Source organism: Streptomyces sp. NPDC050161, assembly GCF_044460025.1.
GTDB lineage: Bacteria > Actinomycetota > Actinomycetes > Streptomycetales > Streptomycetaceae > Streptomyces.
Genome location: NZ_JBITJM010000007.1, coordinates 97,647 through 118,306 on the forward strand (window position 1 = coordinate 97,647; position 20,660 = coordinate 118,306).

Annotated in this window: 18 protein-coding genes; 10 read left to right on the forward strand and 8 right to left on the reverse strand. The window is 73.6% G+C overall.

The genetic code is table 11. The features are described 5' to 3' along the window. Window positions 1-225 precede the first annotated feature (225 nt). Entirely contained in the window at window positions 226-810 is a 585-nt protein-coding gene (locus ACIBK8_RS14750; protein ID WP_399042162.1) for an RNA polymerase sigma factor, read from the forward strand. Between the two features lie 2 nt (window positions 811-812). Further along, window positions 813-1,565 carry a hypothetical protein gene (locus tag ACIBK8_RS14755; RefSeq protein WP_399042163.1) on the forward strand — a complete coding sequence of 251 codons (753 nt, stop codon included), beginning with the start codon at window positions 813-815 and terminating at the stop codon, window positions 1,563-1,565. Window positions 1,566-1,595: 30 nt separating this feature from the next. On the opposite strand, the gene ACIBK8_RS14760 is transcribed toward ACIBK8_RS14755, so the two are convergent. The 3 genes from ACIBK8_RS14760 to ACIBK8_RS14770 form a co-directional block, all read right to left on the reverse strand. Further along, a complete protein-coding gene (locus ACIBK8_RS14760) occupies window positions 1,596-3,179 on the reverse strand; it encodes an aldehyde dehydrogenase family protein (RefSeq protein WP_399042164.1) in 1,584 nt (527 codons plus the stop codon). 80 nt (window positions 3,180-3,259) lie between these two features. Then, complete coding sequence (locus ACIBK8_RS14765; protein WP_399042165.1) at window positions 3,260-4,666, reverse strand: 2-oxoadipate dioxygenase/decarboxylase family protein; 1,407 nt, start codon at window positions 4,664-4,666, stop codon at window positions 3,260-3,262. Between the two features lie 48 nt (window positions 4,667-4,714). After that, window positions 4,715-5,917, reverse strand: a complete 1,203-nt coding sequence (locus tag ACIBK8_RS14770; protein WP_399042166.1) for an NAD(P)/FAD-dependent oxidoreductase — start codon at window positions 5,915-5,917, stop codon at window positions 4,715-4,717. A gap of 316 nt (window positions 5,918-6,233) precedes the next feature. Between ACIBK8_RS14770 and ACIBK8_RS14775 the strand changes: the two genes are divergently transcribed. Beyond that, window positions 6,234-7,163, forward strand: a complete 930-nt coding sequence (locus tag ACIBK8_RS14775; RefSeq protein ID WP_399042167.1) for a LysR family transcriptional regulator — start codon at window positions 6,234-6,236, stop codon at window positions 7,161-7,163. Here the strand turns inward: ACIBK8_RS14775 and ACIBK8_RS14780 are convergent. Together ACIBK8_RS14780 and ACIBK8_RS14785 are read right to left on the reverse strand one after the other, a co-directional pair. Next, complete coding sequence (locus tag ACIBK8_RS14780) at window positions 7,129-7,890, reverse strand: FadR/GntR family transcriptional regulator (RefSeq protein ID WP_399042168.1); 762 nt, start codon at window positions 7,888-7,890, stop codon at window positions 7,129-7,131. The genes ACIBK8_RS14775 and ACIBK8_RS14780 overlap by 35 nt on opposite strands. Before the next feature lie 120 nt (window positions 7,891-8,010). Next, window positions 8,011-8,439, reverse strand: coding sequence for an STAS domain-containing protein (locus ACIBK8_RS14785; protein ID WP_399042169.1), 429 nt, complete (start codon window positions 8,437-8,439; stop codon window positions 8,011-8,013). Window positions 8,440-8,885: 446 nt separating this feature from the next. On the opposite strand from ACIBK8_RS14785, the gene ACIBK8_RS14790 reads away from it, so the two are divergent. The 5 genes from ACIBK8_RS14790 to ACIBK8_RS14810 all read left to right on the forward strand — a co-directional run bounded on the left by ACIBK8_RS14790 (window position 8,886) and on the right by ACIBK8_RS14810 (window position 13,649). Then, window positions 8,886-9,647 (forward strand): DeoR/GlpR family DNA-binding transcription regulator, encoded by a 762-nt coding sequence (locus ACIBK8_RS14790; RefSeq protein ID WP_399042170.1) that lies wholly within the window; start codon window positions 8,886-8,888, stop codon window positions 9,645-9,647. Between the two features lie 159 nt (window positions 9,648-9,806). Continuing rightward, a complete protein-coding gene (locus ACIBK8_RS14795; RefSeq protein ID WP_399042171.1) occupies window positions 9,807-11,183 on the forward strand; it encodes an ABC transporter substrate-binding protein in 1,377 nt (458 codons plus the stop codon). Continuing rightward, window positions 11,164-12,099: a carbohydrate ABC transporter permease gene (locus ACIBK8_RS14800; RefSeq protein WP_399042172.1), complete on the forward strand. Its 936-nt coding sequence runs from the start codon at window positions 11,164-11,166 to the stop codon at window positions 12,097-12,099. The genes ACIBK8_RS14795 and ACIBK8_RS14800 overlap by 20 nt, the downstream gene beginning before the upstream one ends. Continuing rightward, window positions 12,096-12,965, forward strand: a complete 870-nt coding sequence (locus tag ACIBK8_RS14805; protein ID WP_393688510.1) for a carbohydrate ABC transporter permease — start codon at window positions 12,096-12,098, stop codon at window positions 12,963-12,965. The genes ACIBK8_RS14800 and ACIBK8_RS14805 overlap by 4 nt, the downstream gene beginning before the upstream one ends. 96 nt (window positions 12,966-13,061) lie before the next feature. Next, entirely contained in the window at window positions 13,062-13,649 is a 588-nt protein-coding gene (locus ACIBK8_RS14810) for a MarR family winged helix-turn-helix transcriptional regulator (RefSeq protein ID WP_399042173.1), read from the forward strand. A gap of 36 nt (window positions 13,650-13,685) precedes the next feature. Here ACIBK8_RS14810 and ACIBK8_RS14815 read toward each other — a convergent pair whose 3' ends face one another. Together ACIBK8_RS14815 and ACIBK8_RS14820 are read right to left on the reverse strand one after the other, a co-directional pair. Continuing rightward, the gene (locus ACIBK8_RS14815) at window positions 13,686-14,771 is read right to left on the reverse strand and encodes a hypothetical protein (protein ID WP_399042174.1); all 1,086 of its coding nucleotides are present in this window, start codon (window positions 14,769-14,771) and stop codon (window positions 13,686-13,688) included. A 98-nt stretch (window positions 14,772-14,869) separates the two neighbouring features. Continuing rightward, complete coding sequence (locus ACIBK8_RS14820) at window positions 14,870-16,960, reverse strand: SpoIIE family protein phosphatase (protein WP_399042175.1); 2,091 nt, start codon at window positions 16,958-16,960, stop codon at window positions 14,870-14,872. A gap of 354 nt (window positions 16,961-17,314) precedes the next feature. Between ACIBK8_RS14820 and ACIBK8_RS14825 the strand changes: the two genes are divergently transcribed. Together ACIBK8_RS14825 and ACIBK8_RS14830 are read left to right on the forward strand one after the other, a co-directional pair. Continuing rightward, the gene (locus ACIBK8_RS14825) at window positions 17,315-18,862 is read left to right on the forward strand and encodes an AMP-binding protein (protein ID WP_399042176.1); all 1,548 of its coding nucleotides are present in this window, start codon (window positions 17,315-17,317) and stop codon (window positions 18,860-18,862) included. Between the two features lie 121 nt (window positions 18,863-18,983). Beyond that, window positions 18,984-19,190, forward strand: a complete 207-nt coding sequence (locus ACIBK8_RS14830; RefSeq protein ID WP_399042177.1) for a hypothetical protein — start codon at window positions 18,984-18,986, stop codon at window positions 19,188-19,190. Between the two features lie 83 nt (window positions 19,191-19,273). On the opposite strand, the gene ACIBK8_RS14835 is transcribed toward ACIBK8_RS14830, so the two are convergent. Then, window positions 19,274-20,308, reverse strand: coding sequence for a LacI family DNA-binding transcriptional regulator (locus tag ACIBK8_RS14835; protein ID WP_399042178.1), 1,035 nt, complete (start codon window positions 20,306-20,308; stop codon window positions 19,274-19,276). Window positions 20,309-20,660 lie beyond the last annotated feature (352 nt).

A 20,660-nucleotide genomic window follows, 5' to 3' on the forward strand; every position in this document is an offset into this window, starting at 1 on the left:
CGCCTCAGGCACCCCCGGTGCCCCGTGCGACGGCGCACGGCGAACGGAACGAGGACGGCTCGTGAGCGCAGACCGGGACCGACTCCTGCCGGCGTGTGTGGAGGCGCACGCCCGCCCAGCGGCATCGGCCGCACTCCCCTGGCGCCCGCGCGCGGTCACCGGTGCGCGCCTGGCCTGCGACCGCGCGCGGTGGCGACCGGGAAGGCCGACGCAGGAGAGGCGCACATGAGCGGATACAGCGCCCCGCGCACGACCGGCGCGGAACCGGAACGGGAGAGCAGCCGTCATCTGTCCCTCACCTTTGAGGCGTTCCACTCCACGCACGCCCGCAAGTGGCTGACCTACGCCTACCTGCACACCGGCAGCCAGGCGGCAGCCGCCGACGTCACCCGGGCCGCCTACCGGCAGCTGGCCGCGCTGTGGCCGCACGCCCTGCGGCAGGCGTCGGTGGAGGCGTACGCCTGGTCGGTGCTCAAGGAACGCGTCGTGGAGTGGCTCTACGACCACCAGCAGCCCACGGCGCTGACCGAGACCGCCGCCTTCGCCGTGGTCACCCAGGCCCTGCTGCGCGAATGCCAGCAGCAGTTCGCGCTGCTGGAGAGCCAGTTGGGGCTGTACGCGGCGATCGCCAGACTGCCCGAGCGGCAGTGCGACGTGATCGTGCTGCGGCACGTGATCGGTTACAGCGACGCGCAGATCGGCGCGCTGCTGGGCGTCGACGAGGTCACCGTCCGCTCGCACGCGAGCCGGGGCAAGCGCAAGCTCGCCGCCGCGCTCGGCATGGATCAAGGAAGCCCAAGGGGGAACTGAGCATGGCACCCACCCATCCCGCAGGCCGCAGGAACACCGTCGAGGCCCTGTTGAACGCCGCGGCCGACGTATCGGACATCACCGGCCTGGCCGGCTTCGCCGACCTGGACGATCTCGGCGTGCTCGACGGGCTCGACGGCGCCGCGGACGACGGCGGTCCGTGGCCTGCGGCCGGGCCCGGCACCGTCCGCACCCGGCGCAGCGACGCCGGCGCGCCCAGCGCGTACCTCAGCGCCCGCGACGAGGCCACCCACGAACTCGACCTGGCCTGCGCGCTGGTGGTCAACGCGGCGGCTGCGGCGGCCAGCCTCGAACGGCTGGTGAACGACCACCGCATCGACCCGGAGGGCGCGCTGGTCTTCGCGTGCCTGCTGCACATCACGGGACGCACCGAGGCCGCGCACTTCTGGTGGCACTTCGGCTCCGGCGCGGGCAGCAGGACCGCCGCCTACTGCCTCTACCTCTCGCACCGCCGCAACGGCGAGTTCCGGGACGCCGCGTACTGGCGCGAGCAGGCGGCGCACGCCCCCGACGAGGAGCGCAGGACCGTGCCCGCCTTCGACGACCAGCAGCTGCTGCCCGACTCCGCGCGCCACAACCTCCTCGTCCAGTGGCACAGCGGCCTCGCGCCGACGCTGCCCACGGCGCTGGAGAACGTCATCAACCGGCTGACCGTGGACAGCGACGACGAGGACTTCGGCGAGATCCCGCACCCCTCGCCGACGCTCGTGCGGGACCTGGGCCGGGCCCGCTGAGCCGCGCCCCGAGCGCCAAGAGGGGCCGGGTCACAGGAAGTTGACCCCCTGGGCGAGCGGCAGGGCGGCGGAGTGGTTGACGGTGTTGGTGGCCCGGCGCATGTAGGCGCGCCAGGCGTCGGACCCCGATTCACGGCCGCCGCCGGTCTCCTTCTCGCCGCCGAACGCGCCGCCGATCTCGGCGCCCGACGTGCCGATGTTGACGTTGGCGATGCCGCAGTCCGAGCCGTCCGCCGCGAGGAAGCGCTCGGCCTCCTGCTGGTCGCGCGTGAAGATGCTGGAGGAAAGGCCCTGCGGGACGCCGTTGTTGAGGGCGACGGCCTCGTCGAGAGTGCGGTAGGTGAGCACGTACAGGATCGGCGCGAAGGTCTCCGTGCGGACGATCTCCGTCTGCTCCGGCATGCGGACGATCGCCGGGCGGACGTACGCGGCGTCCGGCGCCTGTTGGGCGAGGTGGCGTTCGCCGCCGGCCAGCAGGGTGCCGCCGTCCTTCTGCGCGGTGGCCAGGGCCGCGTCCATGGCCTCCCGGGCGGCGGGGCTGATCAGCGGGCCGACCAGGGTGGCGGTGTCGAAGGGGTCGCCGACGGGCAGGTGGCCGTAGGCGTGCACGAGCCGTGGCAGCAGACGGTCGGCGATGTCCTCGTGGACGATCAGCCGGCGCAGGGTGGTGCAGCGCTGTCCCGCGGTGCCCGCGGCGGAGAAGACGGTGCCGCGTACCGCGAGGTCCAGGTCGGCCGACGGGGCGACGACGGCGGCGTTGTTGCCGCCGAGTTCCAGCAGGACCCGGCCGAACCTGGCGGCCACCCGCGGCGCGATGGCGCGGCCCATCCGTACCGAGCCGGTCGCGCTGACCAGGGCCACCCGCGGGTCGTCGGCCAGCCGCTCGCCGCAGTCACGGCCGCCGAGCAGCAGCCGGTGCACCCCGGGCGGCGCGCCGGTGTCCGCCGCGGCGAGGCCGAGGAGTCCGGCGCAGGCCAGGGCGGTGAGCGGGGTGAGTTCCGACGGCTTCCAGACGACGGTGTCGCCGCAGACGAGGGCGATGGCGGTGTTCCAGGACCAGACGGCCACCGGGAAGTTGAAGGCCGTCACGACGCCGGCGACGCCGAGCGGGTGCCAGGTCTCGGCGAGCCGGTGGCCCGGCCGTTCGCTGGCGAGGGTGCGTCCGTAGAGCTGCCGGGAGAGGCCGACCGCGAAGTCGCAGATGTCGATCATCTCCTGCACTTCGCCGAGCGCCTCCGACCTGATCTTTCCGGCTTCCACGGTGACCAGGTCGGCCAGGTCGTCCCGGTGCTCGGTGAGCAGTTCGCCGAGCCGTTTGACCAGGGCGCCCCGCCGCGGCGCCGGCACGGTGCGCCACTCCTGGAACGCGCGGTGCGCCTCGGCGACCGCGGCGTCGGCACCGTCCGGTGAGGTGGCGGGCAGGACGCCGAGCGTGCCGCCGGTGAGCGGTGTACGGGAGGTGAGGGTGGCGGGTGCCGGGCTGCCGCCTCCGGCGAGTGCCGCGAGGGCCGCGGGGTCGGCGCCGCAGCGGCGCAGGGCCGCGACGGCGCGGGTGCGCAGCGCGTCGGTGGTGGGGAGGAGCGGTTCGGCTGCGGACGGGGTGGGACGGCTCATGACGGGCTCCTGGTGGGCGCGGTCGGTGGGCGGTGGCGGAACACGGGCGGCGGTCCGCCACGACAGGGCCTGGCGCGGTGTCAGCCCCCGCTGTCCAGGGACGCGAGGGCTTCGTGGGCTCCGATGGTGTGCAGCGCCCGGCGCAGCGAGCTGTCCTGCTGCGCGGCGTAGAGGACGAACGGGTCGAGTACGGGGCGTCCGATGGCCTCGGCGAGGCGCTGGGCGTCGAAGGGGGTGCCGGTGCGGTCGGTGTCGTGGACGCCGTCGCCGGTGAGGTTGGAGCGGAAGATGCCGGCGGCGGAGCGGGGCAGGAAGTCCTCGTAGACGACGGGGTCGGCGGTGAGCCATCCCTGGTCCACGAGTTCCGTGAGCCCGGCGGGCGGGCGCCGGCCGTCGCGCGGGTGTCCCGGTGCGGGGCGGTAGGTGAAGAACGCGAGCTGTTCGGCGGCGAGTTGGCGCTCGGTGCGCGGGAAGCCGGCTTCCCACAGCGCGCGGGCCGTGCGCTGTCTGGATGCCCCGTCGCCGTCGTCGGACCGCTGGTCGGTCTCGGCCGTCAGCGCGTCGTAGCGGGCCCGTCCGGCTCTGGTGAGGGCGATGCCGCGGGCCTCGACCTCGCCGAACCGCACCCGCAGCGTGCCTTCGGTGACGCTGCCGTCCGGTTCGCGGAAGGCCCGCGGCTCGGCGAGGGCGCGGAAGGAGGTCTGCCGCAGCAGGACGTCGGGGCCGTCCCAGCGCGGCGGTCCCTGGATCCGGTCGATCATGGTGATGCCGTGCTCCCCCATCCGCCGGTACAGGGCGTCGATGTCCAGGACTCGCGGGGTCAGGTGGTTGATGTGGGTGGCGGCCACCCCGCCGATGTCGGCGGCGACCGCGGAGATCCGTTCCAGCTCGGTGTACCAGCCGCGGTCGACGGGCTCGGGTGACAGCGCGAAGGCGGCGACGGCGAGCTGGACGAAGCGGGCGGCGGACTCCGCCGGCAGGCCGCGGCCGGTCTCGGCGCGTTCGGCGAGGGTCAGGAGTTCCGGCGGGAAGAGCGTGCGGCGGGCGAGGAAGGTGGTGAGCCTGGCGGACAGTTCCGCGTCGAAGAACCGGCGGTCGGTGGGGGTCAGCAGGGAGGTGAAGACCCGGAAGGGGTTGCGCTCCAGTTCCTTGGGGTCGGTCGGCCGGAAGGCGGTGGAGACGACGGGCACCGCGCCCGCGCCGCCGTCCCGCAGGTCGTAGAAGCCGACCGGGTGCATCCCGAACGCGGCGAAGATCTGGGCGACCTGGCGCAGTTCGTACGGGGTGCCGACGCGGATGGCGCCGTGCCGCTCGGCGGTGACCCGGTCGATGCCGCCGAGCCGTCCCGCGTCCTCGTCGCGGCGGGCGACCTCGTCGTTGATCTGGCCCGTCACGGCCAGCAGCGTGGTGTAGGCGGGTACTTCGGTGCCGTACATCTCGGACAGCCGGCGGGCGAACGCGGCGCGCAGCCGCCAGGTGGGGACCATGCGGACCTCCGGTGTGTGCGGGACTCACGGTGAGGTGGGCCCGGTGTTTCAGATGATGTGGGCTTCGGGCCTGGCGGTGGTGCGGCCGTCGAAGCGGGCGGCGGACAGCGGGGTGACGTCGAGGAACGGCGGCCGGCCGAGGTAGAGGTCGCGGACGATCTCGCCGACGGCAGGCGCCTGGAGGAATCCGTGCCCGGAGAAGCCGGTCGCATACAGGAAACGCCCCCTGTGTGCCGCCGTGCGCTCCGCCTCGCCGATCAGCGCGTTGCGGTCGGGCGTCATCTCGTACAGCCCGGCCCAGCCGCGGGTGGCCGGGAGGCGGGCGACGCCGGGTGCCCTGCGGGCGGCGGCTGCGCGGAACGGGCCCAGCCACTCGCGACTGAACCGCCGCCCGAATCCGGCCTGTTGGGCGGGGTCGGAGAGGCCCATGAGCAGGCCGTCGGCGCCGTCGTTGTGGAAGTAGAGGGTGGAGCCGAAGTCGAGGGTGAAGGGGATCCTGGGCGGCGCGGGCCGCAGCGGTCCGGTGAAGGCGATCTGGCGGCGGAGCGGGGTGACGGGCAGCTCGGCGCCTGCCATCTTCCCGACGGCCGCTGACCAGGCGCCCGCGCAGCAGATGACGGTGGGGGTGCGCACCGTGCCGTACGGCGTGTGCACGGCCTGGAGCCCGCTGCCCGGGGGCCCGGGGGCGGTGTCGATGCCGGTGACCTGGCACCGGGTGCGGACCGTCGCGCCGAGGCGGCGGGCGGCCCGGAGGTAGCCGGCCACCGCGGATTTGGGGCGGGCGTAGCCGTCGGACGGCGAGTACGCGGCGGCGACCAGGGTGTCGGGGTCGGTGTACGGGCACAGCGCGTGCGCCTCGCGCGGGGTGATGATGCGGCTGGGGACGCCGAGCGCGTTCTGGATGCCGACTCCCGCCTCGAAGGTGGCGAGTTCGGCCGCGTCGCCGAGGAGGAAGAGGTAGCCGACGTTCTCCAGGCCGAGGTCGGCTCCCGGGCGGCGGCCGAAGTCCCGCCAGGCGTCCAGGCTGCGCAGGCCGAGCCTGATGTTCAGCGGGTCGGAGAACTGTGCGCGGACGCCGCCGAGCGGTTTGCCCGACGAGCCGGAGGCCGGGCGGTCGCGCTCCAGCAGGAGGATGCGGCCGGCGGACGCCTCGGCCAGGTGGAATGCGATGCTCGCGCCGATCACGCCGCCGCCGATGATCACGACGTCGGCTTCTTCGGGGACAGGGACACGCGCAGCGGTGGAAGCCATCGGGGGCCGCCTTCCCGTCGTGTGGTGGTTCTCTCCCGGGGTCGCTCCGCTCCTGGGGTGGTGCCGTCCGGCGGTGGCCCGCGGTGCGGGTGCCCGTCCCTGGTGGGAGGGGCGGGCGGCCGGTGCGTGGTGGGTTCCTTCCGATGGTGCGGCACCGGGCTGCTCTGCGTCCATGCACAGTTGCTCAAGGTGATCTATCAGGAACGCTGCGGGAGGGGCGTGCCGGGCCGCTTCCGGGGGGCGGGCACGCCGTCGTACGCCTCCTCCCGGCGTCCGGCGGGCGGCGCGGCTGCGGGGCGCCCTCTACCCTCTTGCCATGGAATTTCCGGGAGTTCAGCTCAGAACGCTCCTGGAGCTGACCCGCAGCGGCACGATGACCGCGGCTGCCGCGGCGCTCGGCTACACACCGGGCGCCGTCTCGCAGCAGATCGCCGCGCTGGAGCGGGCCACCGGCACGGAGCTGGTGCGGCGGACGGGCCGCAGGGTGGAGCTGACCGACGCCGGGCACACCCTCGCGCGGCACGCGGAGCGGATCCTGGCTGCGCAGGCGGAGGCGGTGGCGGCCCTGGAGCACGGCCGCGCCGAGGTCGTGGCGCGGCTGCGGCTCGGGGTCTTCGGTACCGCAGCCGCCGCCCTGCTGCCGCCCGCCCTGGACCGGCTGCGGGCCCGGCACCCCGGGGTCCGCGTGGTGAGCCGCGAGGTGGACGTGGACCAGGCGTACGCCGAGGTGTGCGCCGGGCGGGTGGACCTGGCACTCGGCCTCGACTATCCGGACGCGCCGCTCGCCAGGGACGGCGACGTGGAGGTGGTGCGGCTGCGCTCCGAGCGGTTCTCGCTGGCCGTGCCCGCCGGGGCCGCGCCGCCGGGCGAGCGGGTGCCGCGGGAGGCCGGGCCGCCGTACGCCCCGCTGCAGCTGGCCGACGCGGCCGGTCTCGACTGGATCCTGCCGGCGGCCGGCTCGTACTACGGGCGGGCGATGCGGGTGGTCTGCCGCCGCGCCGGGTTCGAGCCGCACGTGGTGCACGAGGTCACCGATACGGCGACGTCGCTGGCGATGGTCGCGGCGGGTCTCGGGGTCGCGCCGCTGACGGAGCTGATGCTGCGGCTGCGGTCGCAGGGCATCGCTGCGGTGCCGCTGCGGGACCGGGTGGAGCGGCAGCTCGTCGTCGCCGTCGGTGCCGCGTCGCGCCGGCGGCCGTCGGTGGCGGCGCTCATCGGCGCGCTGCGCGACGGCACGGCACCGTAGCGGACGTGCCGTTCCCGGCCGCGGTGCGGGCCTTCGCCAGCCGTCGGCGCACCGGTGCGTAGTGGTCGGTCACGGCGGCGGCGAAGGCGGCGGCGTCGCCGGCCTTGGCGGTGTCGGTGAGGTGGCGGTGCACGTCGACGGTGTGCCGTTCGTCCTCGGCCGTGATCAGGCCGAGGTGGGGTCCGACGCCGGCGTAGCTGTCCCAGAGCGCCTGGGACAGCTGGCTGATGAGGTCGTTGCCGAGCGGTTCGACGAGCAGGGTGTGGAAGGCGCGGTCGGCGGCCAGGAACGCGTCGCCGCCCGCGCGGTGCCGCTCCATCTCCGCCACCAGGCCGTCCAGCCTGTCCAGGTGTCCTGGGGTGAGCGCGCCGACGATGCGTTCGGCGTTGCCCCGCTCGAAGAGTTCCCTGACGTCGACGAGGTCGGCGTAGCCGCGGAAGGCGTCGCCGGGGCTGAGCAGTCCGCGGAAGGTCATGCTCTCGGCCAGCGCCGACAGGCCCAGGGTGCCGACGTAGGTGCCGTGCCCGTGCCTGACCTCGACGATGTCCAGTGCGGCCAGCGACTTGACCGCCTCGCGGACGCTGGAGCGGCTGGCGCGCAGCGTCGCGCAGAGTTCGGCCTCGGTCGGCAGCGGGTCGCCGGGACGCATCCGGTTGTCGAGCATGTGGCGCTTGATTTCGTCGGCGACCTCCTTGCGGAGGGACGGCCGCCCGCGACGTGGTCGCACCGCCTCGGCACCCGGCACCTCGCGCCCCCTCTCACCGTGTCCGGTCGTGGCCGCAGCGTAGCAATCGCCGGGGTGCGTCCGGTGTCGGCCGCCGGGCGGTGCGGGGCCGTTCCGGCGGGCTCAGGCCGACTCGTCGCCTGCCGTCGGCGCGGGCTCGTCCATCGGCGGCGGCCAGGCCGGGCGGCTGCCGTCGGGCACCGCCGCCAGGGCGTGGCCGACGGTGGGGTAGCAGGAGAAGACGTTCAGGGACTGGGTGCCGACCAGCAGCCGCAGCATCCGTACGCCGAGCGAGGCCAGGAACAGCCGGCCCTCCAGCTTCCGGCACAGCCATTCCAGGGCGAGCAGGCAGCTCAGGCCGCGGGAGTCGCAGAAGCGCAGGGCGGTCAGGTCGAGCACCAGGAAGCGATGACCGGCCGAGACGACGGACCTGGCCTCGGCGAGAAAAGCCTGCTCGGTGCGGAGGTCCAGCTCCCCTGTCACCCGCAGGACCGCACACTCGTCCCCCTGCGCGATCGCAGTGACCGCCAACGACCGCATTTCCGCACTCATACCGCCCAGCCTAAGCGCCCTCGTGCCCACCCTCACCGTTGCGGCCACTGGCGTACGCGGGGCGGTTCCCGGCCCGGACGCCCCGCCGTGGTGCCCCAGCAGTGGTCCGTCGCCGGTCAGAGCCGTTCTCGGGACGTACCGAACCCTTCTCGCGAGTGATCCCGAAGCGCCCCGGCCGGTCCGAAACGGTCAACAAGTGCTCTTTCGGCCACCGGACACCGGCCGAATCGCACACACCGGGACGCCCGCGGGCCGCCCGTGGGGCCCGTACGGGCATGCCTGGTCCGCCCGGTCCTGTCCGAGGCGCCGCACAGCGGGCAGAAACAGGCATCTTTCCTGCGGTCACGGGCAGCCGACGGTGGGGGAACGGTTGCTATAAACCTCGGGCGGGCAGAAACGGGCAAGCCCGTGACCGAACGGATCGTCGCTATGCACAGGAGAACACCATGAGGGCCGAGGAACGTCAGCACCGGATCCTCGTGCTCGCCCGGCAGACCGGCCGGGTCGACGTCGCGGACGCCGCGGAGGAGTTCCGGGTCGCCCGGGAAACCGTGCGGCGCGACCTGAGCGCACTGGAGCGCCGGGGCCTGATCCGGCGCACCCACGGCGCCGCGTATCCGGTCGAGAGCGCCGGATTCGAGACCACCCTGGCCCGGCGCGAGACCCAGCAGGTCGCGGAGAAGCGCCGGATCGCCGCGGCTGCGGCGCAGTTGGTCGGCGAGGCCGAGACGGTGTTCGTGGACGAGGGCTACACGCCGGAGCTGGTCGCCGCGCTGCTGCCCGCCGACCGGCCGCTGACCGTGATCACGCCGTCGCTGCGCACCGCGTCCCTGGTGTCGGCTTCCGACTCCACCACCGTCCTGCTGGCCGGCGGGCGGGTGCGGTCGGGCACGCAGGCCACGGTGGGGTCGTGGGCGCGGGACATGCTCGCCCGGTTCGTCATCGACCTGGCGTTCCTGGGCGCGAACGGCATCTCCCGTGAGCACGGCCTGACCACCCCGGACCCGGCCGTCGCCGACGTGAAGGAACAGGCCGTCCGCTCGTCGCGGCGGCGGGTGCTGGTCGGTGTGCACAGCAAGTTCGGTGCGAGCAGTTTCTGCCGTTTCGCCGGAATCGGTGACGTCGACACGATCGTCACCGACGCCGGTCTCTCCGGGCCCGAGGCCCACCGCTACTCCCTCCTGGGGCCGCAGGTGCTCCGGGTCTGACCGGTACGGGCCGCCCGGAGCGCAGGCCCGTACCGCATCGCACACCACCGGCGTCGGCGGCCCGCACGGCCGCCGGCCGGTCCCCCGCGCCCGCCGCGGGCTCGCGGACCGGCGTGCACCGGCCGCCGGGCCGACGGATGTCCCCAGAAAGGTACGAGTGTGAGAGCACGATCCCCTGGCAGCAGCCGAGGCCGCGCCACCGCGCTGACCGCGGTCACCCTGACCCTGTCGCTGGCCACCGCCGGCTGCTATCGCGGCGCGGGTGACGTCGGCAACGACGGCGCGCACACCATCAACGTCCTGATGGTGAACAACCCGCAGATGGTGGATCTGCAGCGGCTGACGGCCGCCCACTTCACCAAGGAGACCGGCATCAAGGTGAACTTCACCGTGCTGCCCGAGGACGATCTGCGCGACAAGATGAGCCAGGACTTCTCCAGCCAGGCCGGGCAGTACGACGTGGCGAGCCTGAGCAACTACGAGACGCCGATCTACGCCCGCAACGGCTGGCTGACCCCGCTGGGCGAACGGGCCGCCAAGGACCGGGAGTTCGACCAGAAGGACATCCTGGAGCCGGTCCGCGAGTCGCTCACCGCGGCGGACGGCAAGATCTACGCGGAGCCGTTCTACGGCGAGTCCTCGTTCCTGATGTACCGCAAGGACCTCGTCAAGGCCGCGGGGCTGACCATGCCCGCCCACCCGACCTGGCGGCAGGTCGCCGCGCTGGCCGCGAAGCTGGACGGATCCCGGAAGGGGCTCAAGGGCATCTGCCTGCGCGGGCAGCCCGGTTGGGGGCAGCTGGCCGCGCCGCTGAGCACCGTCGTCAACACCTTCGGCGGCACCTGGTTCACCAAGGACTGGAAGGCGAAGCTCGACAGCCCGCAGTTCACCGAGGCCACCCGCTTCTACGTCGACCTGGTCCGCAAGCACGGCGAGGCGGGCGCGCCGCAGGCCGGCTACACCGAGTGCCTCAACGACATGCAGCAGGGCAAGGTCGCCATGTGGTACGACGCGACGGCCGGCGCGGGCTCGCTGGAGAGCGCCGATTCCAAGGTGGCGGGCAAGGTCGGCTACGCCCCTGCGCCGGTCGAGCGGACCCGCAGCGCGGGCTGGCTCTACACCTGGGCGTGGGGCATCCAGAAGGCGAGCACGCACCAGGACGCCGCCTGGAAGTTCGTCTCCTGGGCGTCGAGCAAGAAGTACGAGCGGCTGGTGGCCCGGGAGTTGGGCTGGTCGCGGGCGCCGGGCGGCAAGCGCGCCTCCCTCTACCGCGACCCCGCGTACCTCAAGGATTCGGGTGCCTTCGCGCCGGCGACGGAGCAGGCCATCAGGTCGGCCCGCCCCGACGATCCCGGAGTGCAGCCACGGCCCGCGCCCGGCATCCAGTTCGTGGGCATACCCGAGTTCTCCGATCTGGGCACCAAGGTGTCCCAGGAGGTCAGTTCGGCCATCGCGGGCAAGCAGAGCGTGCCCGCGGCGCTGAAGAACAGCCAGCGCCTCGCCGAGGAGGTGGCACGTGCCTACACCGACCGCTGAGACCGCCCGCGGCCTGCGGGCGCAGCGCGCGAAGGACTGGGCGCGCCGTGCGCCCCTGCTGCCCGCACTGGTCTTCCTGATCATCGTGACCCAACTGCCGTTCGTGGCCACCGTGGTGATCTCCTTCGCCCGCTGGAACGCGCTGGCCCCCGACAACCGCGGCTTCGCCGCCTTCGACAACTACGCGGCGGTGTTCACGGACCCGGCGATGCGCGCGTCGGTCGGCACGACCGTGCTGCTGACCGTGACCGTGGTGCTGGTGAGCCTGCTGCTCGGCCTGGGGCTCGCGCTGCTGCTCGACCGCGGCTTCCGCGGTCGCGGCATCGTCCGCACCCTGCTCATCACGCCGTTCCTGGTGGTGCCCGTCGCCTCCGCCCTGCTGTGGAAGCACGCGCTGTACAACGCGTCGTACGGGTTCATCAACGGCTGCCTGTCCTGGATATGGGGCCTGTTCGGCAGCGACAACCCGCCGCAGCCCGACTGGATGACCGATGCGCCGCTGGCCGCCGTGGAGGTGTCGCTGATCTGGCAGTGGACGCCGTTCATGATGCTGATCCTGCTGGCCGGGCTGCAGAGCCGGCCGACCGACGCCGTCGAGGCGGCCCGGATGGACGGGGCCACGACCTTCGACGTCTTCCGCTACCTGACACTTCCTCACCTGCGCCGCTATCTCGAACTCGCCGCCCTGCTGGGCACGGTGTACGTCGTGCAGAACTTCGACGCGGTGTTCACCATCACCTCGGGCGGCCTGGGAACGGCCAATCTCCCCTACACCATCTACCAGACCTTCTACCAGGCCCATGACTACGGACGGGCGTCCGCCCAGGGCGTCGTCGTCGTGCTGTGTTCGCTGCTGGTGGCGACGTTCGCGCTGCGCGCGGTGTCGTCCCTGCTGCGCGAGGAGGTCACCCGATGAGCAGTGCGTCCCCGACCCGTTCCGCTTCCCCCGCACTGCGCAGGCGCCGCCGCCGTGGCAGCCTGCTGGGCCTGGTCGCCTGGCTGTGCGGCATCGCCTTCTTCCTGCCCGTCGCCTGGATGGTGCTCACGTCCCTGCACAGCGAGCAGGACGCGGCGACCAACCCGCCGAGCATCGCCGCGCCGCTCACCCTGCACGGCTACCGCGAGTTCTTCGGCGCGGGCACCGGCATCAGCCCCTGGCCGCCACTGATCAACTCGCTGACCGCTTCGGTCGTTTCCACCCTGCTCGTCCTGCTCCTCGCGGTGCCGGCGGCCTACGCCCTGTCGATCCGGCCGGTGCGCAAGTGGAGCGACGTGATGTTCTTCTTCCTCTCCACCAAGATGCTGCCGCTGGTGGCGGGACTGCTGCCCATCTACCTGGTCGCGCAGAACACCGGGATGCTGGACAGCATCTGGCTGCTGGTCATCCTCTACACCTCGATGAACCTCCCGATCGCGGTGTGGATGATGCGGTCCTTCCTCGCCGAGGTACCCGTCGAGATGCTGGAGGCGGCGTCCATCGACGGCGCGGGTCTCGGCACCACCCTGCTGCGCATCGTCGCGCCGGTCGCCATGCCGGGCATCGCCGCCACCGCCCTGATCTCGTTCATCTTCAGCTGGAACGAGCTGCTGTTCGCCCGCGTCCTGACGGGCATCGTCGCGGGGACGTCGCCGGTGTTCCTGACCGGATTCGTCACCAGCCAGGGCCTGTTCCTCGCCAAGGTCTGCGCCGCCGCCACCGTCATCTCGCTGCCGGTGCTGATCGCCGGGTTCGCCGCCCAGGACAAGCTCGTCCAGGGCCTGTCCCTGGGTGCGGTGAAGTAACGGGCCGCCCCGGGCCGGGAGGCGGCGGCCGGGCTGCGGCCCGCGCCCGCCGACCCCGGCCCGGCGGGGCGGGCCGCCCCGGGATAGAACAGGGGCATGGACGCAGCCGCACCCCTCTCCGGGCAGCCCGATGACGTCGACGCCGTGACCCGCGCGGTGCTGACCGCGTCCCGCGTCCTGGTGGCGGTCTCCGCCCGTTCGCTGGCCGCGGTGGAAGGCCGGGTGACGCTGCCGCAGTTCCGGCTGCTGGTCGCGCTGTCCAGCCACGGCACGGCCAAGCTCGTCGAGGTCGCCGACTGGCTGGGGGTCAATCCGTCCACCGCGATGCGCATGGCCGACCGGCTGATCACCGCCGGTTTCGCCGAGCGGCGGGTCAACCCCGGTGACCGCCGCGAGACCCGGCTGGGGCTGACCGGCCAGGGCCGGCGCATCGTCGAAGAGGTCACCGCACGCCGCCGCCGCGAGATCGCCGGCATCGTCGGCCGGCTGGCTCCTGAGCAGCGCACCGCGCTCGTCGACGCACTGGACGCCTTCGCCGCGGCGGGCGACGAACCCCCCGCACCCGGCGCGGCGTCCGACCCCTACCCGCTGGGCTGGCCGGACGCGGCGCCGGTCGACGCGGACTGCTCCCCCGGTGGCCCCGGGACGGCGCGCGGGGGCACCGCCGGCCCTGCGCCACGGTGACCGCGGCCGGTCATCCGCCGCTGCTGCCGCCGCTGCTCACTCGTACATCACGTACTCCGGCCGCGGCCTCAGGGCCAGCACCTCGTCGGGGGTCATCAGGCGGCTGCTGCCTTCCGCGTCCTCCTCGTAGAAGAGCTTGAAGCCGGTGTGGACGCCGGCGGGAAGGTTGCCGACGAGCCGCCGCCAGGTGGCCCGCTTCAGGTCGGGGGAGCCGATCCCGTCCGCGCTCTTGATCAGGGCGACTCCCGGCCTGCGCCGCAGCGCGGACTCCTGGCGCAGGACGGACGCGGCCACCTGGTGGAAGACCAGCGGCTTCTCGGGCAGGTCGTGCGCGGCGACCAGGCGGGACAAGTAGTCGGCCACGCCGGTCAGTTCGCGTCCGCTGGTACGGCCGAAACGGTCGCCAGGCACCTCCCCCGGCCCCATCTCCCACTCCGGGTCGAGCGCGAGCCCCACGTCGGGGCGGAGCAGCCAGGGACGCAGCGCCTCGACCTCGTCGAGCACCCGGGCGCGGCCCGGCTGGATGTTGAGCAGCAGCAGCGCCCGATGGCCGGCCGCGATCCGGTGGAAGCGGCGGATCGTCGCGTCCGGCGTCCGCGAGCGGTACCGGCCGTCAGGACCCGGCGCCGCGGTCGCGACCACCGCGAGGAGTTCGAGTACCGGCAGCGCCTCGCGGTCCCCTGCGTACGCACGGGCCCGCTTCTCGATCTCGTCGGCCCGCTCGCCCGGATCCCCGGTCCCGAGCCTGCCGAGCGCCGCGGCGCCGGGCAGACCGCAGAAGCCCACCAGCCGGTGGCGGGGGAACAATTCCCGTCCGCCGCGCGGGAGTTCGGGGTATTTCCTCCCCGGCCGCGCAGTCTTTCCCGGCGCCGGTCCTGTGCCCGACGGTGCGGGCGACGCCCGGCCCGTGCCGCGCGGCGGCTCCGCTCCGGGGGCCGGGTCGGCGCGGCTCCCGGTGTCGCCGCAGGCGGCGAGCAGGCCGACGCCGGCCGCCGCGGTGGCGGCGAGCAGAGCGCGGCGGGCGGGCCGCCGCGCCCCGCCCGCCGTACGCGGGACCGGTATCCCGGCCGGGGTTTCCTCATCGGGTATCGCGGGTGTGCCGTCCGCCTCGTCCTCAGCCATGTCGCCTCCGTACGCTGCCGTGCACCTGCGCATCTCCAGGTGGGCGCGGGCCGAAACCCCGCGGCAGGGAGGCGCACCGCACACCGGAGTGCGGCGGGTTACCGGACGGCGTCGGCCCCCGTGGCGCGGGCGATGAGCAGGGCCACGTCGTCGTGGCCGTGCGGCTGCCGCAGGGCGCCCAGCAGGCGGTCGCACTGCTCCTCCAGGTCGTCGCGCGGGACGGCCAGCAGGTCGACGAGGGCTTCCAGGCGGGTGTCGATCGATTCGTCGCGGGTTTCCACCAGCCCGTCGGTGTAGAGCACCAACTGGTCGGCGGGGCGCAGGGCGACGACGGTCTGCTCGAACGGGACGCCGCCGACGCCGAGCGGGGCACCGGTCGGCAGGTCGAGGAGTTCGGGGCGGCGGCCGGGCCGGACGACGACGGGCGGCAGGTGTCCCGCGCTCGCGATCCGGCACTCCTGGCGGCGGGGGTCGTAGACGGCGTACACGCAGGTCGCGAAGGCCGGGTCGAGCCCGGCGGCGATGTGGTCCAGATGCCGCAGGAGCTGGGCGGGTTCGAGGTCGAGGTCGGCCAGCGCGCGGGTGGTGGTGCGCAACTGCCCCATGGTGGCGGCGGCGTTGATGCCGCTGCCCATGACGTCGCCGACGACCAGGGCCGTCTTGTCGCCGGCCACCGGGATGGCGTCGAACCAGTCGCCGCCGATCTCGCCCGCGGCGCGGGCCGGCTGGTAGCGGTGGGCGATCTCCATGCCGGCCGGCTGCGGCGGTGCATGGCTCATCAGGTGCCGCTGGAGGGTGAGCGCGGTGCGGCGTTCGCTCTGGTACGAGCGGGCGTTGTCGATGGCGACGGCGGCGCGGGCGGACAGCTCGACGGCGAGGACCACGTCGTCCTCGTCGAACGGCAGCTCGTTGCGGACGCGGTAGAGCGAGAGGGCGCCCAGCACCTCACCGCGTGCGGTCAGCGGCACCGCCAGGTAGGAGCGGAGCCCGGCCCGCGCCAGGAGCGCGGCGCCCCGGCTGTCGACGGCGATCCGCTCCAGGTCCTCGTCCCTCACCCGCGCCATCAGGACGGGCCGGCCGGTGGTCACGCAGCGGGTGATGACGCGGTCGGCGTCGTAGGAGGCGATCTGTCCCGCCGGGTCGGCGGCCTGCGCGGCGTCGGTCGGGAAGGCGGTGGCCACTGCGAGCGCGCGGAAGCGGGCGGCGTCGCCGGGGCCGAGCGTGGCCTGGCGCCTGCCGTCCAGGACGGCGTCGAGCACGTCGACCGCGGCGAGGTCGGCCAGCTCGGGCACGATGACGTCGGCCAGTTCGTGGGCGGTCTGGTCGACGTCGAGGGTGGTCCCGACGGTGGCCGACGCGTCGGCGATGACGGCGAGCCTGCGGCGGGCCCGCGCCGCTTCGGATGCGGCCCGGTGCTGCTCGGTGACGTCCACGACCGACGTCGCCAGGCCCAGCACCCTGCCGCCCGGGTCCTCAAGGCGGTAGTGGGACACCGACCAGGCGTGCTCGTTGCCGGGGTCGTCGGGCGGGTATCCGACGAGGAACTGGTTGAGCCGCGGCGTGCCGGTGGCGAGCACCTTGCGCATGCTGGCCGTGATGGTGGCGGTGTCCAGGAAGCCGAGCGCTTCGTGCGCGTCACGGCCGACGTGCGCGGACGCGGGCATGCCGTTGATCCGCTCCAGGGCCGGGTTGACCATGACGTAGCGCAGGTCGGTGTCCAGGACCGCGAGGCCGATCGGCGACTGGGCCACCAGCCGTACGGAAAGCGCCAGATCCTGCTCGACGCGGCGCAGCACGCTCCGGTCGGTGGCGAGGCCGAGTGCGTAGGAGTGGCCCTGTTCGTCGGTGAGCCGCATGTTGCGGAATTCGACGAGCCGGGTGTCGCCGTCCTTGTGCCGCACAGGAAAGACTCCGGCCCAGGTCTCGCCGCTGGCCATGACCTGGGCGAACAGGTCCAGGACGAGGTCGTGGCGGTCCGGCGGCACCAGGAGCTTGGCGGCCGGCACACCGAGCGCCTCCTTCGCGCTCCAGCCGAACAGTTCCTCCGCCTGCGGGCTCCACAGGGCGATCCGGCCGTTCGCGTCCAGCATCACGGCGGCCACGCCCAGCGCGTCCAGCAGGCCGCCGGGGCCGGACGGGCCCGCCCCGACGGGGCCCACGTCGTCGGGGAACGCGTCGGTCGCACCCATCCAGGCACTCCTTCCGCCGGCGCCCGGCCGCCGGCAGCCGTGGCGCTCCTGCACACCGGCCCTTTCCTGCCGTGCTGCCGTTGCGCACCATCATCCCTCCCGCGGCACGACTCGGCCATGCCCGGCGCCGGGCGCCGTCGAGCGCCCCTGCGGCGGCCCTCGCGCCACTGCGGATCCGGTCCTTCCGGGGCCCGTTCGGCGGCTGCTGCACAACGTCCGGATCCCGTCCATCGGGTTGGAGTCGTTGATCCGTAACCGCTACCGTGAGATTAGTTGCCTCCAGCAACTAAATGCCTGTATACCGCCCACCGGACCGCCCGGCCAGGGCCACCCGGTCCCAGGAGGAATCCCGCCATGCCAGCAGCTGCCCAGTCCTTCCGCACCTACGTGGAGGAGAACCTCGACGCGCTCGGCGCCGACCCCGGGCGTCCGACACTGGTCCACCAAGGCCGCCGGGTCACCGCGGGTGAGCTGCGCGATCTCGTCTACCGGATGGCACGGGCACTGCGGACCCAGGGCGTGGGCCGCGGCCGGACGGTCACCCTGCTGAGCGGTAACGCGCCGGAAACCATCGCCGCGCGCTACGCGGCCAACCTCATCGGCTGCCGGGTCAACCACCTCTACAACAAGCTCTCCGCCGAGTCCCAGGCCGCCATCGTGCGCGACGTCGAGACCCAGGCCCTGATCGTCGATCCCCGTTACGCCGAACGGGCCATCGAGGTCACGGAGTTGGCGCCGGTCCCGGCCATCCTCGCGCTCGGCCCCGCGAAGACCGGCACCGACCTGCTGGAGCTGGCCGCCGGACAGAGCGCCGAGCCGTTCGCGGGCGACGCACGGCCCGAGGACGTCTGCACCATCCGCCACACCGGCGGCACCACCGGCCACCCCAAGGGCATCTGCAGCACCTTCTCGCAGTCCCGCTGGTTCCACCGGGCCATCCCCGAGGACGCCGAGCCGCCCCGTCAGCTGGTCTGCACGACCCTCGCGCACGCCGCCGGCATCATGGCCGACTCCACCCTGAACGCCGACGGCACCGTCGTGCTGCTCGACGACTTCGACCCGGCCGCCGCCCTCGCCGCCATCGAACGCGAGCGGATCACCGACCTGTTCATGCTGCCGCCGCTGCTCTACCAGCTGATGGACCACCCGGACGCGCAGCACACCGACACCAGCAGCCTGCGCCGGCTGACCTACGGCGGCTGCCAGGCGTCCCCCACCCGCATCGCCGACGCGATCCGCACCTTCGGCCCGGTCCTGATGCAGGGCTACGGCCAGAACGAGGCGGGCGCCATCAGCATCCTGCTGCCCGACGACCACGACCCGGAGCGGCCCGACCGGCTGCGCTCCGCGGGCAAGGTGCTGCCCGGCGTCGAGGTCGCCATCCGCGACGAACAGGGCCGCAACCTGCCGCCCGGCGGGCACGGCGAGGTCTGCGTACGCTCCGACATGATCATGAAGGGCTACTGGAAGCAGCCCGAGCTGACCGCCGAGGTCCTGCGGGACGGCTGGGTGCACACCGGCGACATCGGATTCCTCGACACCGACGGCTACTTGACGATCGTCGACCGCATCAAGGACATGATCGTCGTGGTCGGCGGCCACGTGTACACCACCGAACTGGAGGACCTGCTCAACACGCACCCGCAGGTCCAGCAGAGCGCCGTCTTCGGCGTCCGGGACGCGGACCGGATGGAGCAGGTGCACGCGGTCGTGGTCCGCGCGCCGGGCGGCGACGTCGACGCGCAGCAGCTGCGCGACATGGTGCGCGCCGAGCGCGGCGCCATGTACGAGCCGGCCCACCTCACCTTCACCGACGCGCTGCCGCTGACCGACGCGGGCAAGCCCGACAAGAAGCTGCTGCGGGTGCGGGCCGAGGCCGAGCAGGAGGCGGCCCGTCGTTGACGGTGCGTCAATTTCCGCTGACCGGGCGGCTCACACGATCGGCGTAGTGGGCGTTTTGAAGTGGTTCGCGAAGGTGATCTCTGTCCATGCCAGTATCTCCGCGAACCCATGAGGAGTATCCATGCGCATCCGCGCCGTCATCTCGGCCACCGCTCTCGCCGCCACCATCATCCTGAGCGGCGCCGGCACCGCCATGGCGGGGGGCCACGACGACCACTCGGGCCTCAGCGCCAAGTACTTCAAGTGCCTGCAGGGCGCAGCCGTCCTGGAGGGCAACCCGGTGTGGTTCCAGGGTTGTGAGGGCGGCTCCATCGACGGCAACTGGTAACAGCCGGCGGGCAGTGGTCACACACGGAAACGGGCCGTCACCACACTCTGTGGTGGCGGCCTTCGCCTGTGCGCCCGACCGTCTCAGGCGGGCGTCCAGGACCGCCCGGACGCCGCCGGGTCCGGCGCGCTGGAGCCCCGCACGACGAGCCGGGGCGCGAGACGGACCGCGCGGCGGGACGCCGGGGCCGCTGCGGACGGCCGGCGCACGAGCAACCCGGCGGCCTCCGCGGCGAGTTCGGCGACCGGCTGGCGGACGGTGGTCAGGGCCGGGTCGGCGAGGCCGGCCAGCGGGATGTCGTCGAAGCCGGTGACCGCGACCTCGCCCGGCACGTCGGCGCCCAGCCGGCGCAGCTGCTGGAGCGCGCCGGCCGCGATGAGGTCGTTGGCGCAGACCAGGGCGTCGGGCCGGGACGGCCAGAGCCGGTCCACGGCGGCCCTCCCCCAGGCCACGGAGAAGTCGCCCAACTCGGCCCGAGGCGGGACGTCGGGGCCCAGGACGCCGATGCCCGCCTCGTAGGCCGCGTGCCGTTCGACCGCCGTCGACGCCGTCCCGGCCGCGCCGACGAAGCAGGGCCTGCGGCGGCCGGTCGCGGCCAGGTGGTCGAGGACCAGCGCCATGCCCGCGGCGTTGTCCACGGCCACCGAATCGGCGACACCGGCGCCGCAGCCGCGGTCGAGCAGCACCAGCGGCACCCGGGCCGCCGCCGCGGCCACCGCGGGCCGGCTGCGCCGCTCGTCGGCCGGTACCACCAGGAGCGCGTCGACCTGCCGGTCCAGCAGGGCGCCGATCCTGGCGGCCTCCGTCTCCGGGTCGTCGTCGCAGTCGGCGAGCAGCAGCGCCCTGCCCTCGGCGTGCAGGGCGTGCTCCAGTTCCCTGACGAGGGCGGGGAAGAACGGGTTGGTGATCTGCGGCAGGACCAGGCCGACCGTGCCCGTGGAGCGGCTGCGCAGGGCGCGGGCGACGTGGTTGGGCCGGTAGCCCAGGCGCTCGGCCGCGTCCCGCACCCTGCGGGCGGTCTCGGCGCCGACCGGGCGGGTGCCCGCCAGGACGCGGGAGACCGTGGCGACGGAACAGCCCGATGCGCGGGCGACATCCTTGAGGGTGACTTCGACCACCGTCTCCCGGCCCCCTTCCTTCGACGCGTACGGCCCGTGCGGGCCGGACGGAGCATACGCCCCGTACGTGGTGCGGCAAACGTTGTCCCCGTCCGGTGTGCGGGAGCGGCTCGGCGGCGCCATCTACCGGCGAGATGCCGGGAAATCGCCCCGAAGAATGCGATATGAGTCATTGACAAGCTGCTGGTTCATGGGTCAAGTTTCCGGAGAACGTTTTCCCGTGAAGTGTCCCGAGCCCACGCCCGGGGCCGACGGCGGCGCCCCTCGCGCCCGCGCCGTCCGCCACCGGTGCGGCGGCGCCCGCGCCCGGTGTCAGGACCGCGCCCGGGAAGCGGCAGACCGAAGCACCAGA